11 protein-coding genes are annotated in these 17597 nt (G+C 50.5%); 9 read left to right on the top strand and 2 right to left on the bottom strand.

Features of this window, described 5'->3' with window-relative positions; translation table 11 throughout:
• The first annotated feature begins 145 nt into the window (after window positions 1–145).
• The gene (locus tag ABEB26_RS13970; RefSeq protein ID WP_345722645.1) at window positions 146–844 is read left to right on the top strand and encodes an NADPH-dependent F420 reductase; all 699 of its coding nucleotides are present in this window, start codon (window positions 146–148) and stop codon (window positions 842–844) included.
• 137 nt (window positions 845–981) lie between these two features.
• Here the strand turns inward: ABEB26_RS13970 and ABEB26_RS13965 are convergent, their stop codons facing one another.
• Window positions 982–1533, bottom strand: a complete 552-nt coding sequence (locus tag ABEB26_RS13965; RefSeq protein WP_345722644.1) for a DUF7010 family protein — start codon at window positions 1531–1533, stop codon at window positions 982–984.
• Window positions 1534–1737: 204 nt separating this feature from the next.
• Between ABEB26_RS13965 and ABEB26_RS13960 the strand changes: the two genes are divergently transcribed.
• The 3 genes from ABEB26_RS13960 (at window position 1738) to dusB (ending at window position 4741) form a co-directional block, all read left to right on the top strand.
• Window positions 1738–2910: an FAD-dependent monooxygenase gene (locus ABEB26_RS13960; protein ID WP_345722643.1), complete on the top strand. Its 1173-nt coding sequence runs from the start codon at window positions 1738–1740 to the stop codon at window positions 2908–2910.
• A gap of 81 nt (window positions 2911–2991) precedes the next feature.
• Entirely contained in the window at window positions 2992–3570 is a 579-nt protein-coding gene (locus ABEB26_RS13955) for a sugar O-acetyltransferase (RefSeq protein WP_345722642.1), read from the top strand.
• An 82-nt stretch (window positions 3571–3652) separates the two neighbouring features.
• Window positions 3653–4741 (top strand): tRNA dihydrouridine synthase DusB, encoded by a 1089-nt coding sequence (dusB, locus tag ABEB26_RS13950; protein ID WP_345722641.1) that lies wholly within the window; start codon window positions 3653–3655, stop codon window positions 4739–4741.
• A gap of 199 nt (window positions 4742–4940) precedes the next feature.
• Here the strand turns inward: dusB and ABEB26_RS13945 are convergent, their stop codons facing one another.
• Complete coding sequence (locus ABEB26_RS13945; protein WP_345722640.1) at window positions 4941–6176, bottom strand: ammonium transporter; 1236 nt, start codon at window positions 6174–6176, stop codon at window positions 4941–4943.
• A 596-nt stretch (window positions 6177–6772) separates the two neighbouring features.
• Between ABEB26_RS13945 and ABEB26_RS13940 the strand changes: the two genes are divergently transcribed.
• The 5 genes from ABEB26_RS13940 (at window position 6773) to ABEB26_RS13920 (ending at window position 17540) form a co-directional block, all read left to right on the top strand.
• Window positions 6773–7159, top strand: coding sequence for a CopG family transcriptional regulator (locus ABEB26_RS13940; RefSeq protein ID WP_345722639.1), 387 nt, complete (start codon window positions 6773–6775; stop codon window positions 7157–7159).
• A 191-nt stretch (window positions 7160–7350) separates the two neighbouring features.
• Complete coding sequence (locus ABEB26_RS13935; RefSeq protein WP_345722638.1) at window positions 7351–14478, top strand: LamG-like jellyroll fold domain-containing protein; 7128 nt, start codon at window positions 7351–7353, stop codon at window positions 14476–14478.
• 128 nt (window positions 14479–14606) lie between these two features.
• Window positions 14607–15584: an aldo/keto reductase gene (locus ABEB26_RS13930; protein ID WP_345722637.1), complete on the top strand. Its 978-nt coding sequence runs from the start codon at window positions 14607–14609 to the stop codon at window positions 15582–15584.
• Between the two features lie 86 nt (window positions 15585–15670).
• Window positions 15671–16612 carry a glycosyltransferase family 87 protein gene (locus tag ABEB26_RS13925; protein ID WP_345722636.1) on the top strand — a complete coding sequence of 314 codons (942 nt, stop codon included), beginning with the start codon at window positions 15671–15673 and terminating at the stop codon, window positions 16610–16612.
• 208 nt (window positions 16613–16820) lie between these two features.
• The gene (locus ABEB26_RS13920; protein WP_345722635.1) at window positions 16821–17540 is read left to right on the top strand and encodes a hypothetical protein; all 720 of its coding nucleotides are present in this window, start codon (window positions 16821–16823) and stop codon (window positions 17538–17540) included.
• Window positions 17541–17597: the final 57 nt, after the last annotated feature.

Raw genomic sequence — 17597 nt, 5'->3', positions numbered from 1 at the left:
ATAAAGATTTTATAAAGATTTAATGAATTTGTCAAGTTTTTGTTAAAAGCAGCTTACTGAGCGGCATAGACGACTGATGCGTGGTATGCTTTTTTGGAACCAGATTGTGCCACCGTTGAGCGGTAGCGCAGCTATGAGGAGCTGTATGAAGATCGGAATTATTGGGGCTGGTCAGATTGGCGGGACGCTGGCAGAACAGCTGACCGCACTTGGTCACCAAGTGGTAATTGCCAACTCACGCGGGCCAGCAAGTATTCGAGAGTTGGCCGAAGCAGGAGGTTTTCAGGCCGTGACGGTTGCGGAGGCAGCCCGCAGTGGCGAGATCATCATTATTACAATTCCCCAACGAGCAGTGCTAGATTTGCCCAAGGATCTCTTTGCTGGAGTCTCACAAGCTGTGGTAGTTGTCGATACTGGCAATTATTATCCTGTGCGTGATGGACGGATCGCCGCCATTGAGGATGGGCAAATTGAGAGTGTCTGGGTATCCGAGCATTTAGGCCGACCAGTGGTTAAGGCCTTTAATAATATTACCGCCCAAAGCTTGCGCGAAAAAGGTCGTCCCAAGGATACTTCAGACCGAATTGCGCTTTCGGTTGCTGGTGATTTGCCACAAGCACGCGCAACGGTGCTACGCCTTGTCGATGAGCTTGGGTTTGATCCAGTTGATGCTGGGAGCTTGGCCGATTCATGGCGACAGCAGCCAGGAACCCCAGCCTATATCGCCGACCTTGATGTGCCGCGCTTGCAGGCCGCGCTTGCCGCCGCCGACCAAGCACGGATTGCGGAATATCGCGCTACTGCCAATGAACAAGTGCGAGCCTTTTTCGAAAAACCAGAGTAACAGCGTCGATCAAACGCATAATGCAAAAGAAGCAGTTACGCGTATCAATTACAGCGTGACTGCTTCTTTTGCTGATACCGTCAATTTTTGCTATGAGGGTTCTGTGCCCCTTATCCATCCATTCTTGGTTCTTCTAGCTATCCTGTGCGACGTAATGACTGGCGATGTTGAACAAAGCAAACAAGCGCAAAGCCCATTTCGATTGCTGCTCCAGCACTGGCAGCGATTGGCGCAGCAGCTGATAGCCAGCTGAGCAGGATGGCCGCCGCCACAAGCGCAAACCCCAGCACCCAGTAGAGCCGCATGCCATACAGTGTTGCAAACACAAGATAGCGTCCCCCAATTACCACCAGCATTGCACTGAAAAACCAAGCTGGCCGTTGCTGCCCCAAGCCATAGGCGAGAGGGAGACAGAAGATGAGCCAGAACGTGCTGGCTCCTGCTAGTTGACCAAGTGGGTTGCCTTTGGTATGGCTTCCGCGTGAACCGAGGGCTTTGCAGATCAGCACCGAGATAGGGTGGATCAACATACCTCCTAGCAAGAGCACCACAATCGAACGTTCGGGTTCGCCCGCAAGCGCAACACCCGCCGCGGCCGACCATGCGATCGCAGAAGCCATGATCCCAGCAGCACCACTGTAATAGCCCTCACGCATATCTGCTTGGGCTTCGGATATCGACCCATCCATGATCTAGATCTCCTTAGGACGCAGATGCGCCATACCATCATTTATTCGTTGCAATTGTGTTCAAGCTGCTTCTGATCACTCAGGTGCAGCAGAATACCACGCATTAGGTCACCCTGCCAATTTCACTCTTGACAGCACTAAAAACCCATTTATACTCAATAATATACCGACTAGTCAGTCAATTATTTTGATGAGGATATAACGATGCAGCACAAACGCCGAATTTTGATTGTGGGTGGGGGGATTGCGGGCTTAACGCTTGGTTATTGGCTTAAGCATCATGGCGAGCAACCCACGATTATCGAGCAAGCAGCTCAACGTCGCGACGAGGGCTATGGCATCGATTTTAGTGGCAGTGGCTGGGATGTAGCCCAGCGCATGGGCATTTTGGCCGAACTCGAAGGCCGTCAAATTCAGGTCGAATCGATGCTGCTCAAAAATAGCCAAGGCCAAACGATCGTCAAACAACCCTTGGCTCCCTTGCGCGAAGCCTTGCCCCACCCAATGCTGCACCTGATGCGCCCTGAATTAGAGGCGGTTTTGGCTGATGCCTTGCCTAGCGATCTGCCAGTGCGCTATGCCACCACAATTGTGCGCTTAGAGCAGTATGCCGAGTATGTTGAGGTACGCTTCAACGATGGTCGGGTTGAGCAATTTGATTTGGTGATCGGCGCTGATGGCATTCATTCACAAGTCCGCCAAATGGTGTTTGGTCCCGAAAGCCAGTTTGCTCACCCCTTGGGCTATACCTTTGCGACCTTCAAAGTGCCCCAACTTGAAGCGTATGGCGCGAATGCCACGATGTTGATTGAGCCACAACGCCAAGCAACAATTTATCCCGATCGGCGTGGCGGTTTTTTGATGATGCTGGCCTATCGAATCCAGCAAACCCAATTGCCAGCCCCTGATCAACGCAAAGCCATGCTCCAAACTGAATATCGTAAGGCAGGCTGGCTCGTCCCCCAATTGATCGATTCGATTAATCAGCAAAGTGCTTTTTATTGCGATGTGATCAGCCAAATTCGCATGCCACGTTGGTCGCAAGGGCGGGTGGCCTTGGTGGCCGATGCTGCCCATTGTTTGACATTAATTTCGGGGCAAGGCGCAGCCACAGCCATGGGCGGAGCGTATGTGCTAGCCGAAGAATTAGCCAAAACTGCTGATCATCAGGCCGCTTTCCAAGCCTACGAGCAGCGCATGCGGCCTTTTGTCGAGCGCAAACAAGCAGGGGCACGGCGAGTTGCCTTAACCTTCGTGCCACGAACTTGGTTAGGTGTACAATTTAGCCGCTTGGTGGTACGAGCTGCCTTTACCCCAACTCTGGCCCGCTCAATTGGCAAACGGATTGGCTTTGATAGTGTTTTAGCGCTGGCTTAATCGTTCGTAGGGCTGAATCATTTTCAAAAACGTTTCAGTATGCTAAAATTTAAGCAATTTATGGCTTGAGGATGCTGAACAATGAGCAAAACTGAACGTGAGAAAATGTTGGCAGGCGAATTATATTCAGCCTTTGATCCTGAATTACAAGCGCTTTCGCTGCGGAGCCGACGCTTAAGTCGCCAATTTCATTCAATCGAGCCGGGTCAGCCAGAGCAATCGCGAGCATTGCTGCGTGAGTGGTTTGACCAAATTGGCGAAAACGTTTGGATTGAGCCGCCATTTTTCTGTGATTACGGGGCGCATATTCGTTTGGGTAATAATGTCTTTTTCAACGCCAATTGTGTGATTCTCGATTGCAACTATATTACGATTGGTGACAACACGATGTGCGGCCCAGCGGTGCAAATTTATGCTGCCAGTCATCCGTTGATCGCCAGCGAACGCATCAAAGGGCCGGAATTAGGTTTTCCGGTGACGATTGGTAAAAATGTTTGGATCGGCGGCGGCTCAATCATCTGCCCAGGTGTGACGATTGGCGATAACACCACAATCGGCGCGGGCAGTGTGGTTACCAAAGATATTCCGGCGAATGTCTTTGCCGCAGGCAATCCATGTCGGGTTATCCGCGAATTGGCTGATCCTAGTCGTAGCGAATAGGCGTATAATACAAAAAACGGCTTTTTCAATGCCAGCGTCAGGGTGATGCTGGCGTTGTTGTCATATTAACGAAATTACATGGATGCAGCTTATGCCTGATACTTTGACCCAAGCATTGCCCGAATCATTTCAACTTGGCTCAATGCGCATTTTCCCAAACATGGTGCTCGCCCCGATGGCTGGCGTAACCGATTCAGTTTTTCGGCGGTTGGTGTTGTCGTTGGGCGGCTGTGGCTTGGTTGTTTCCGAGATGACCAACGCTGCCAGCGTTTCGCCCAAAGCCATGAAACGCCATCGCTTACTGGATTATTTGCCCGAAGAACGGCCAATTTCGATTCAGCTTTCAGGTAACGACCCTGATTTGGTGGCAACGGCGGCCCGCTTTGTCGAAGAGCTTGGCCCCGATGTGATTGACATAAACTGTGGTTGCCCTTCGCCCAAAGTCACTGGTGGCGGCCATGGCTCGGCCTTGCTTAAAGATTTGCCTAAAATGCATCAAATGCTCAAAGCGGTGTATGCAGCGATCAACATTCCGTTTACGCTCAAATTTCGAGCTGGCTGGGATGAGCAATCGCTGAATTATATTGATACAGCCAAAATTGCCGAAGATGCTGGTTGTGCCGCAATTACCTTGCATCCACGCACCAAAGTGCAGGGCTACAGCGGCGATGCCGATTGGTCACGGGTTGCCGAAGTTGTGCAGGCCGTTTCGATTCCGGTGATTGGTTCAGGCGATGTCCGCACTCCAGCCGAGGCTTTGGCGCGGTTGGAGCAAACGGGAGTTGCTGCGGTGATGATTGGTCGGGCGGCAATGGCTAATCCATGGATTTTTCGCCAAATTGCTCAATTGCGGGCAGGCGAGACCATGTTTATGCCAACGCCAAGCGATAAACGTGATTTGCTGGTGCGCTACGTTGATATGTGTGCCGAAACTATGGTTGAGCGCCAAGCGCTTGGCAAACTTAAACAATTGATTGGTCAATTTAGCATTGGCTTATATGCTAGCAACCAATTGCGCCGCGATGTGCAACGTGCCAACGAAATTGAAGCCGCTAAAACAATTATTGCCAACTTCTTTGAGCCATTTATCAGCGGCGCAGTCGAGGCGGTCGAAGTGCCCGACGAAATCGCTGTGATCAAAGAAGGCTGTGAAAATGGTGCCAATAATTAGCTGAGGGAGCAGGAGTCGGGTTTTGCTAAGAGGAAGTCAATTAAACGCAAATGCGGGCTATGGCCGAAACCATAGCCCGCATTTGATTCAGATTAAGCCTTAGCACCTTGGGGCATGCGCAACCAAACGGCAACCAACGCTACGAACAGAACCAACGCAATGATAAATTCCATGGTCTAACTCCTTATCAAAATTACGACTAGCTACCCATCCGATAGGCCACTTCGCCATGCTGACTGCTATCCAAGCCTTGTTCTTCTTCGGCTTCACTAACCCGAATACCAAACAAGAGATCGACGACTTTGAGAATGCCCCAGGTCATGCCTGCTGCATAGATTGCCACAATCCCAACCGTGAGTGCTTGTACGCCAAGTTGGCTGAAATTACCTGAGAGTACGCCATCAGCGCCAGCAGGGTTGATGCTCTTGGTTGCGAATACGCCAACCAGAATTGCCCCTAACACCCCACCAACTCCGTGAACGCCGAAGACATCAAGCGCATCGTCAACTCGACCACGCACCAAGTTTTCGACCACGAAGTAGCAGATCCCACCAGCTAAGAAGCCGATAATCAATGAGGCCATTGGGGTCACAAAGCCAGCGGCAGGCGTGATTGCCACCAGACCAGCGACTGCGCCAGCCGAAGCACCGAGCACGCTCGGGCGTTTGTGTTGAATCCAGCCAGCGGTCATCCAAGCCAGCATAGCCATGGCGGCGGCTGAGTTGGTGTTGACAAAGGCTGAGACTGCCAAGCCACCAGCGCCAAGCGAGCTACCTGCATTGAAGCCAAACCAGCCGAACCACAATAAGGCAGTGCCAATCACGGTCATGGTGGTGTCGTGTGGTTCCATTGCTTCTTTGCCATAGCCTGAACGACGGCCAAGTACCAAGGCACAAACCAGCGCTGAAACCCCCGAGGTGATATGTACGACCGTGCCACCAGCAAAGTCTAAGGCTCCTAATGAGCGCAACCAACCGCCATCAGCCCAAACCCAGTGAGCTACTGGGGCATAAATCAGGGTTGACCAAGCCAGCGAGAAAATCACGAAGGATTTGAAGCGCTTGCGTTCAGCAAACGCACCTGAAATCAAGGCTGGAGTGATCACGGCAAACATCATTTGATAGATCATGAACGCTTGATGGGGAATCGTAGCCGCATAGGTTGGGTTTGGTTCGATCCCAACATTGCGCAAGCCCGCCCATTCTAGGCTACCGATTACGCCACCAACATCGGGGCCAAAAGCCAAGCTATAGCCAAACAGCACCCATTGCACACTAATTAGGGCCAACATAAAAAAGCTGTGCATCAAGGTTGAAAGCACATTTTTTTGGCGAACCATTCCACCATAAAATAGGCCTAAGGCGGGGGTCATCAACATAACCAAGGCGGCTGAGAGAAGCACCCAAACGGTATCTGCCCCGTTAATCATATCCATGCTGCGCGGTCTCCCTAATTTGTGCTGAATGTTGGACGCTGAACTGCTTGAACGCTCATGATCCGCAGCGCTGGGGATCGTTTGGTTGTGCTCGGTTGGTTGTGGGTGTTGAATGGTTGAAGCTGGTTTTTGCTGGACACTTGTACAAAACGTACAATCAAAAACCGTTTTTTGCTAACTGGGTGTTAACACGATGCTAAGAATTTATCTAGCTCCAAGCATACGTGATCCAAATAAAGGCTTGAATCAGCAAAATGCACGATCTTAAAAGCTTGATATTTGTGCAGATTGCATAAATAGTCTGCCTAATTGCTGTTTAGTAAAATTGCCCAAGCTGTTCGCTAAAATCGGTAAATTTCGTCCCGTTTCAACCTAAGAATTTGGCAGATTTACCTAGATACGTTTGGGTAAAGTGCTTAATCTTGGCTAAAAAGCCTATTCGCTGAAAGCTTAGTTGACTAGTTTTTTATAGTAGTTATTTAATTTGACATAAGCGTTTGATTACCGCTTTTATGCTCGCCTGAAAATGAGAGCTTGACAAGTTTATACTCTCTATGTATTCTTGTTGTATTCCATTTGGAATATATGGGGATTATATGGCAGATATTGAAAAAGTATCGATGAACTTGAGCGTGGTGGATCTTGGTCAAATCGATTTATTGGTTGATCAAGGGTTTTATTCCAGCCGAACTGATTTTTTTCGGGCCGCAATTCGAACCCAACTGACTGGCCATGAGGAGGCGATTAAGCAAGCGGTTGTGCGAACATCATCAGTGATTGGGGTGATTTCGTTTGACCGTGAGCACTTGGAGCGCATGCAGCGCAACAACGAGCAAGCCCGAATTGTAGTGGTGGGGTTGCTGATTTTGGATAATGATATTTCGCCAGCCCTTGCTCAAGCTACGATCAAATCGATAAAGGTCTATGGCGCATTACGGGCAAGTGCTGCTATCAAAGAGGCTTTGGCTGATCGGATCAATTAGTTCAACTGGAATCCTTTGATCTAGGCACCGTTACTTAACAAGGGGTACATTGTGTTTGTAAGAGCTATCGTCATTACTGTTTAGTTCGTGTATGCATGTCTCTTCAGTTCAGTTGGTAGGAAATGTCAAGTTTTTTGAGCTGCGTTCAACTAGAGTAGCTGCATCTGAGATTCGTTCAAGGAGGCAGCTTTATGCGTTGGCGCAAATTCTATCTCGTGATGATCGTTATTTTGTGGCTTGGCTGGCTCGTGCCACCCCGTACCACCCAAATTTCACCAGTTCAGGCGGCTGAAGCCCAACTCCAAACCAGCCAAGCCAGCAGTAGCGATGCAGGCCAAGCCGCCGCATTCAGCAACAGCTATGCGGCTGTGCCAATGGCGGCAACCCCTAATTTTGCTGGCAATTGGTCGCTTGAAGCCTGGGTTTACCCAACCACAACTTCCGGCTGCCGCAACATTTTAGGCATGAATTATAACAATGGCCTCTGGTTTGGCCTGTGTAGCGGCTTTTTGCGGGCGCATCGCGGCACGGCCAGCTTTGCCCAAAGTGCCACTGCTGTGCCAGCCAATCAATGGTCGCATGTGGCGGTCAGCACCTACTACGATAACGATGGCGAGCAATATATCGCCGAATTTTTTATCAATGGCGAGCGCGAGGGGTTTTATCCGCTCGATGGTGATGGTACGGTTTCAACCGCCCGCGAACTGCGAATTGGCAACGATGCAGGCGATTTTTGGCTGGGTCAATTGGCCGAAATTCGGGTTTGGAATTACAGTCGCGGTGAGTACAACATTCGCCGTGATATACACTCAACGCTTGATCTCGCTCCGGCTGGCTTGCTGGCCCAATGGCATTTAACCAATGGCTCGTTGCGCGATAGCATCAGCGATGTCGCGGCAGTGGCTCAAGGCTCAATCACGTTTTCGGGCTTTGTTTCGCCAGCGCTGCCTGCAACCACACCAGTTGATCAATATTTTAATACCTTGGAGCAACGGATTTATGGCGCTACCAGCGTGTATTTGCCCAGCAGCGATGAGGCTTTGTTGATTGGCGGCTATCGCGATGGCGCAGCCAGCGCCATGATTCATGCGATTAATGCTGGTGATGGCAGTAGCCAAATTCGCGGCAATTTGCCAGTGCCGCTGGCATTTTCCAGTGCTGCCTATGCCGATTCCAACAATACGGTCTATGTTTTTGGTGGGAGCCTCAACAACCAACATGCCACCGTCGATACGATTTATGCGATCAATCCGCAAACTGGCGCGGTACGCACCTTGGCCGCACGCTTGCCGCAGGCGTTCGACTTGGCGGCGGTGGTCTACCACCCAATCCTCAACAAAATCGTTATTTTAGGTGGCTATACCCCCGAGCTTGGCCCGCTCGATCAGATTGTGATGTTTGATGTAGCCACTGAATCGATCTCTACATCAGCTAATATTCTGCCAGACAGAATTTATGCCACAAACGCCGTATATTCGAGCGCAACCCAAAACATCTATTTGATCGGCGGAACTAACGCAAGCGCTAATTTTGCTACGATTACTGAATTGGTGATTAATGCCGATTCAAGCGCTAGCGCAACGACCCTTGCTGCTCAACTGCCCAAGCCTGATACCGCCTTAGTGAGCTTTGAAGACCCAAGCAGCAAATTAATTTATGTGATGAATGGCCGCGCAACCAATCGCGTGGTGGCTTTTGATCCCCAAACTGAGCAAGTTTGGCGCACGCCCTTAGAATTACCGACCAATAGCGTTAACACGGCGGCGGCCTATTTGCCAGCAGGCTCAAAAATTCAACCATTTGCTAGCGCAGTTTATTCGCCACGCCAGCGCCATGCCCTAATTTTGGGTGGCGGCGAGTTTGGCGGCTTCGGCACCAATAGCATTTGGCGAATTTATTTGGGCGATGGGCCGTTGGTGCAGCTTGGGCGTTGGGATTTCCAAGGCTTTGCTGGTGGCACGGTTCAGTCGATCGATGGCGATGGAGCCAATTTGTTGGTGGGTAATAGCGATGGCATGTGGCATTTCAGCGAATCGGCCAGCATGCCAGCCAATGCTCCAACTCAGCAATTTTACCCAACCACTGCCGCAGTTGGCAGCGTTAACTGGGATTCATTCAACAGCGCGGCCTACTTTGGCGCTGGCAAAAACGTCTATCGCGGCCAAAATGGCGGTTCTACGCTGATTTACGATGGCAGTTGGATGGCCGATGGCACAGTTAAGGCGCTGCATACCTTGGCGAATAGCTTGCCAGCGATTGGCCGCGACACGATTGGTAGCACGGCGATTGCCTCGTATCAAGTGCCAAATGGCTCGCTGGGTAGCTACACCTACCAGAATGTTGGGCCTGGCTGTTCGCAAACCACCTCAATTCGCACCAGCCCGCGCTCAACTCCACTCTTTTTAGAATATTGGGCGATTAACCAATTGGTCAATAATTGTGGCCCGCATCGCTCAAATTTTGGCGCACAGCTACCTCCTGAGGATTATTACCCACGCTTGTATCGAGTGCGCAAGCTAGCCACGGTTAATTCCAATTGGGCGGTCGTCGATTTTGGGGTCTTGTGTAATGCCTTGCCGTTTCAGGCTCGCACTATGGCAATTGGCCAAAATGGCGATTTATGGGTTGCTGGCGATACGGGCGTTTGCCGCTATCCAGCCGCCAACTTGCCCGATAGTGCCAGCCCAGTCTTTAATATTTTCGACCTGCCCTATGCCAACAACGCCCATCAAGTCGATGTTGATGCTGATGGCCGAATTTGGTTTAGCAGCGACAATGGCCTGAGCGCCTTTGAAGTGCGCCGCGATGGTCAAGCCCCAGTCGCCAGTCTACGCGCCAGCGATTTTACCCATGTCAATGCGCCAATTGGCGCGAAAACAGGCTTGAGTGGTTTGGTTGCGCTGAGTGCAGTTGGCGAAAAAATCTATACTGCTCGCGACAAAATGCTCTATAGCCATGCCCCGCGTTGGAACCAATTTGATTTGGGTGCTGAAATCGAGCGTTTATGGACGGTGCGTGGGCGATTGTTTGCGGCAACCGCCACGATGTTGCATGTGCTTGAGCCGGATGGCCTGACTTGGCGACATTATGCGGTCACCGCCTACGATGTTGAAGCCGACCAACAAGGCCGCATTTGGGTCGCGCATAGCAATGGCGTTCAGCTTTGGCAGCCAACCACAGCTTGGCAAGATGTAGCAAATCTCAGCCTGAGCGAACCAGTCTATAGCCTTGCTGCTGATGCTACTGGCCGCATGTGGCTGGGCTTGGGCGATGGCGTGGGCTTGTATGATCGCCAACGGTTGGTCACACGGCTAGCCTTGCCATTGGCTGCAACGCATGCAACCACCTTGTTGGTTGGCACTGATAACGCCTTGTGGGCGGGAACGAGCAATGGTTTAGCTCGTTTGGATGCAGTTACGGCGACATGGCAGGAGTTTAGCGTAGCCAATGGTGGCTTGCCAGCCAGCGATACAATTACTGATCTGTTGGAACGCCCTGACGGCAGCATTATTGCTAGCACAACCACTGGCTTAGTGCGCAAATCGTTGACGGCCAATAGTTTTGTGGCAGTTGCAGGCAGTACTCGCGCTGCGCCATTGGCCAACGACGAACGCGGACGTTTGTGGGCGGGAGCCAGCGTCGAAACCCAAGCCAACGTTTGGCAATGGTTTTATTGGGCCAACAGTGGTATTCGTTCGAACAATGTGCGGGCAATCGCCGCCGATCAGAGTGATCGGGTCTGGTTTGCCCATCCTGATGGTGGCATTAGCGTGCGTGGAGCATTCTTGCCACCGTTGGCCGAAGAAATTCCAGTCATCAGCCAGATTACGCCAACCAGTGCGGCCTATGGTCAGGTAGTCGAAATTTCTGGCTCGGGCTTTGGCAACGACCTGAATTTAGATGTACAGATTGGTGGGGCAACGCCGTCGCTGATTTCGGTCTCGCCGACCCTGATTCGCGTAGTGATCACGCAACATAATCTGAGTGGGAGCGTGAGTGTGCGGCGCGGCTTGCGACGGGCTAGCCTTGGCACGAGCAGCAATCCGGCGTTTTGCGCGCTTCCAACCATCAAACATATTTTCCCGACTGGCACAAATGTTGGCGGCACAATCACGATTAATGGAGCCAATTTTGACTCCAATGCTGTGATTAGTATGGGAACTGGTACACCACGGCGGGGCGTGCAAAACTCAACTAAAGCACAACATCAGGTAACCAGCGGCGATGCATCGGGCAATTTGCGGGTGCAAAATAGCTGTGCTGGCATGCAAGCCCAAGTTGGCGATGTGCGCCGGATTAACGTCGGAATTAATCGGGTGCAATTGAATCAGGGCTATATCGGTTTTACCCCGATGGACAGCAACAACCCTCAGCGTCAGCAATTGTGGTCGAATAATGCCACCATGGCCTCGGTGTTTGTGCATACCAGTCAAGCCTTGCGCCCAACCGATCGCTTGATGATTGATCAATTACTAGTGCGCATGGGTCAGGCGGGTCAGCCCAATCGACGTGATTATGCTGTGCCTGTATCGTATACGGCCTTACCAACTACGGTTGGTCTACCGCCAGCCGCCAGCTATCGCGATGTGGCTAATGCGCTGAATGTGCCAAATATTATTTACCCTGCTGATGGCCCGACCACAGTTGATGTTTTGCTCAAATATCGTAGTGCCATTGCGACGAGTACCAGTTTTGAGGTCGATGTTGCCCCAACCGATCCAATTCGCATGCTGTTGGTTCCGGTTGTGCCCGCCACAATGAGTACCACCATGATTAATCAATGGCTTGATTCAATCGAACCAAACCTAGCAGATTTTCGCTGGCGGGTGTTTCCTGGTGGCATTGTCCCAATCAGGTCGAGCATTACCATTCCATCGAGCGCAGTTCATGAATCGGGAATGTTTAAGGTTGAGGATGTTGATGCCTTCGAAGAATTTGGCAGGCAGCTTGAAAATACGCGTTTGCGCTATAACGCATTAAACAAAGACCGAATTATGGTAGCGATGGGCGTGATCCATCCAAGTGTGGTTGATCCTGAGAGTAAAGCGGCTGGGATGGGACGGCTAGGCCAAAATGGCGATTGGTCACCAGACCCTGAGTGTGAAAACGCTGGTTATTATCTTAGCCAAGCAGGGCAAGACGATTGTAATGATGAAGACCCGCGCTTTTTGGGCTGGGGGGTTGGCGATGGCAACATTGGCAAAACGCTAGCCCACGAGCTAGGCCACATGATGGGGATGGTTGAGGAAGATCAGCCTACCTATATCGATTATGGCCCACCTGGTGGTGATAATCATTCTACGACGGGCGAGCTACGCTCTATGCCTAATCTCGTGCCAGCGAAATGTGGCAGCATTCTTCCGACGATCTTCTCGGAGGATTTAACCTTAGTGCGTCAACCAGGTGTCAGCGAACCAATGGTTAATCCGATCAGTGGCGCACAATTGCCCAATGTTTTGGATGGAACTAGCGAATCATCGGCGAATCGGCCCAAAGCTATTTTGAGTTATGCCTGTGATCGTGGCAATGCTAATAGCTTTTTTGAGCCAAGCGATGTTAGTTTTATGCGCCGCGAACGATTCGGTGTGCTCCGCCCGCTGTATGAATTTGCCCCTGAGCGTGAACGATTGGCAACGCCCAACGACGAGCCAGAGCGTTTACATATTGCAGGCAGCATTTCGCCAATTGCTGGAGCGATTGCTGGCACGATTGAGCATGTTGAATTAAAGCCCGCAACCAGTGCCAAAAGCCTCGATTATCAAACCAACTATCAGCTGGTGCAATATGATGCTGAGGGCAATGAGCTTGCTCGACGTGGTGTGCTGGCAACCTTTCAAGTGCCAGCCCATAGCCATGAGCCTGGCACGCCGATTGTCCACGATCACGATCCAAATCAACTCAAAGGCTTATTCTCGGCCACAATTCCCAAGGCTGAAGGTGTAACCCGAATCGATTTAGTCCATCAGCAAACTCAATTAGCGACGTGGAGTGCAGGCCCGAACATTCCCAGCGTCAGCATTAGCAGTAATTTGGCCCAGCGCTATGCAGCTGATCAACAGATTGCCTTTGCATGGCAAGTTGCCGATGCTGATGGTGATCCGTTGGCGGTTTCGATTGAATGGAGCGCCGATGATGGCGCAACTTGGCAAGCGATCGCCAGTGACAGCGCCAGCGGCAGCCGTGAGATCGATTTGGCACAATTGGCTGGCACGAGCAGCGGGCGTTTGCGGGTCTGGGTCAGCGATGGCTTACATGCCAATAGCGCCACTAGCGAATTGCTGAGCATTGCCGATCAAGCGCCGAGTGCAGCGATTATTGCACCAAGTGCGAATGCCCAATTGCTCGAAAGCCAAGCGATCAGTTTCTTGGGCTTAGCCAACGATCCACAAACTGGGGTATTGAGTGCTAGTGCTAGTTTCCATTGGTTCAGCGACCGCGACGGTGATCTTGGGCATGGCACTGAATTCTATCGGCAACTCAGCGTTGGTCAACATACCATTAGTTTGACCGCGATCAATCCGGCTGGGCTGCAAACGATCAGCACCACCACGATCGAAGTGCTGGCCGATTACGATGGTGATGGCTTACGCGATCAGCAGGAGCTTGATCTAGGCCTGAATCTTCTGACCGATCACGATGCTTTAGGCGATGTTGATGGTGATGGCTTGAGCTATCGGGTCGAGTTATTGCGCCAGACTGATCCCAATAATCCTGATACCGATGGCGATGGTCGCTCTGATAGCGTTGAAGTTGAGGATGGTGGTAATCCCTTAACTGGCGATACAGCGCCGGTTGATCAATTGCATATCTGGCCGCTGAGCCTTGAATTTGAGGTTGATTTGGCGCAGGATATTCAGTTGCCGCAACGCGCCTTGAGCTTATTAAGTCGGGCCGGAACCGAGGTAACCCTCTCCAGCGATGCCGCTTGGCTTGATCTCAGCCAGGTCAGTGGCACAACGCCACTGGCGATCACGGCAGTGCTTAACCCAAGCTTATTGCGCAACGGCAGCCAAACCGCCACCATCAGCATTAGCTCAAGCCTTGGCGATTTCAGCATTCCAGTCACGGTTAATGCCAGCAACAAAGCCGATTTCTGCGATGCCAATGGCACTGGCGGCCTGACCGTAGCAGATCTGGCGGCGGTACAAGCCTTGGTTGGTGCTAGTGTTGGTGATGAATTGTACGATTATCATGCTGACATTAATCGCGATGGCACGATTGACCAGAGCGATGTCAATGCACTCAACAGTTGTATTCAAGAACTCAGCAACGCAACACCGCAGATCATCTATTTGCCAGCGATTCAGCGTCACTGGTAAATAAATTTATTTGACAGCAACAGCTCCATGGAAGCGTTTTTCATGGAGCTGTTGCTGTTTAAAAATGTGTTACTTTAAAGCAGTGCCAAGGCCTAGCCCGAGGCTTTGGCTAGTTGCGAGATGCTCCGATGAAAAACCCGATCTATACCATTTCACGAACCGACCTCCAGATGGCCCCGATTGGCTATGGTTGTATGACGATTGGTGGCAACTGGAGCACCGAACCATGGACGAGCAGCGAATATGAAACTGGGCGCAAGGCCTTAGCTGCCGCGCTCGAACAGGATATTACGCTATTTGATCATGCCGATATTTACACCCGTGGTAAATCCGAGCGACTGTTTGGCGAGCTTTTAGCCGAGCAGCCCAGCCTCCGCCAACGGATCGTGTTACAGTCGAAGTGTGGTATTCGCTTTGCCGATGAGCCTGCTGGCTCCCCACAACGCTACGATTTTAGTTACGAACATATCGTTGCATCAGTCGAAGGCAGCCTCAAACGCCTTAACACCGATCATCTTGATTTGTTGCTCTTGCATCGCCCCGATATGTTGGTCGAGCCAGAAGATATTGCGCGGGCGTTTGATCAATTGCAACAAAGTGGCAAAGTGCGCTATTTTGGGGTTAGCAATCACTCGCCCGCCCAAATCGCCCTAACTCAAGCCGCACTTGACCAGCCCTTGGTCGTCAACCAAGTTCAATTGAGCTTATTGCACCATCACCTGATCAGCGAAGGGATCGATACCAACCGCAGTAATTTGCCGTTTAATGCCGCCTTTGGTCTGCTCGATTACTGTCGTTTGCACAAGATTCAGTTGCAAGCATGGGGACCATTATCTAGTGGCCAACTCGTTAATTTCAAGGATGATGCTCCAGCGAATGTTAAAGCCACCGCAGCCTTGGTCAACCAATTGGCCGAGCAATATGGCGTAAGCTCCGAGGCGATTCAATTGGCATGGCTGTTGCGTCACCCAGCCCAAATTATGCCAATTATTGGCACAACCAATCCAAGCCGGATTGCTGCAACCAAAGAGGCTCTAAGTGTCGAACTCAATCGGGAAGAATGGTATCATCTGCTAACGGCAGCACGTACCGCCAACGTTCCATAAGTTATGCTATTTCAGGGCTGTACGTGTTTGATTGGCACGTACAGCGTTCGTGTTTAAACCGTATGAGCTATTGAGGGACCCAACCGATGAGCCAACAACCAACGATTAATTGGCGTAGAATTGCTTGGATTAGTTCTAGTATTATGGTGCTCTTTTATATTGGGATATCGTTTTTTGTTGATTATGGTGGTGATTTATATTTGTATTATATGCCTTTTGCCAAAGGCTGTGATGATTGTGGCTTTAACCCCTATTATGCCCGTTGGTTTTTTGCGCCATTAATGCTTTTACCCAATACCTTTATTGCTTGGCCAATTTGGAATATTGTGGTCTTTGCAATTCTCTTTTGGCTGATCTACACGATGGATGTGAATCCATTGATTGTAGCCTCATTTGCAGTTATTGGTCAATTTTGGCTAGGCCAAGTCGATATTTATCTCTGCATCGGCATCTATTTGATATTGAAGCACGAAAACCCCTTGATTAATGGAATTGGCTTATGCTTTTTGGCAATTAAGCCCCAAGTGATGGCCTTAGCGATGCTCTATCTATTAATTGGCCAGCCTTGGCCAGTTTTAGCGCGAATGTTGGTTGCTCCAATCATTATGGCCCTGTTGAGTTTTGCCCTATTTGGCATCGATTGGCCAGTACGCTGGCTGAGCAATACGCAAGAGCTTCCAGTCCATATGTGGCGCTATTCGGCTTTAGATACTTGGCGCTTTGCATTGCCGTTTATTTGGATTCCCTTGCTGTTTAAACAGCGTGATTTACGGATTGTGCTAAGTATTGCCGTGATGGCATTAGCCTCGCCATTTTTCGGCATTTATACCTACATTGTTTTAGTCTTGTTTTACCCCAAATGGTGGACGATTCCGCTATCGTATGGATGGGTGCTATTTATTCCATTGGCTGGCCCAACCGCCATGCGCTTTGCTTGGATTTTGCCTTTGGCAATCATCGCACATATTTGTTATACCAATTGGCCGCAAAGTTGGTGGGCACAACGTCAACAACGGCTGGCTAGCTAAATTTTTCTCGTTCTTAAGTAATTAACCCCTGCCAATCCTCATTTTGTGCGGATTGGCAGGGGTTTCGTGTATGCTCTGCATATAACTTCTAGGTATTTAAATTCAGAGTAGTCTGTTATACATAATAAAATATTAATCCAACTTGAAACCTCAATTGCCTATAAACGTTTAGTCAATGCGCATGATTAAACGTTCAGTGGAGGATGGTATGCAGCGTTGGTTTGGTCAAGTCGTAATCTTAATTGCCCTCGTGGCAACAGGCTTTGGCGCTTGGTTATTGCTTAAATCGCAACGTGATTGCCAACAAGTCAGCCTACTTTTTATCGGTAATAGCTATACATTTGGCCATGATATGCCCGATCTCTTGGCCGATTTGGCTGATGCTGGTGAGCCCCGCTATTGCCTTGAGATTGAAAGCGTTGTGGCAGGCAGTGCAACGCTTGAGTATCATTGGCAGGCTGGCGAGGCTTTGCAAAAGCTCCAAAGCAAATCTTGGACGTATGTGGTACTCCAAGAGCAAAGTATGGGCACAATTGAATTTCCACAGCGCTTTCAACAATCAGCCAGCCGATGGATTCAAACTATTCGCCAAACGGGCGCAACTCCAGTTTTATTTGTGACTTGGGCGCGTGAACACTCACCTCAACAACAAGCGACGATTAATGCTGCCTACGCTCAGGCAGCAGGGCAACAGGCCATTTTAGTTCAAGCTGGCTTGGCTTGGCAACACGTGCGCCAACACGATCGCTCGATTGCTCTGTATGAGTCAGATCAAAGCCACCCAACATTAAATGGGGCCTACTTAACTGCTTGTGTTTTTTACACTACCCTGTTTAATCCGCCAACCCAAACATTACCCAATTTAACTGATTTGGCGGATGCACAGGCCGCCTATTTACAGCAGGTTGCTTGGCAAATGCCCCGCTAAATGTTGATTGAGCACCGCTGGAACCTTCTATTCTAACCCCATAACCAACTACAAACG

This window comes from Herpetosiphon gulosus (genome assembly GCF_039545135.1).
GTDB lineage: Bacteria > Chloroflexota > Chloroflexia > Chloroflexales > Herpetosiphonaceae > Herpetosiphon > Herpetosiphon gulosus.
The sequence above is the reverse complement of the archived record's forward strand: the minus strand, read 5'-3'. Positions and strand labels throughout refer to the sequence as shown.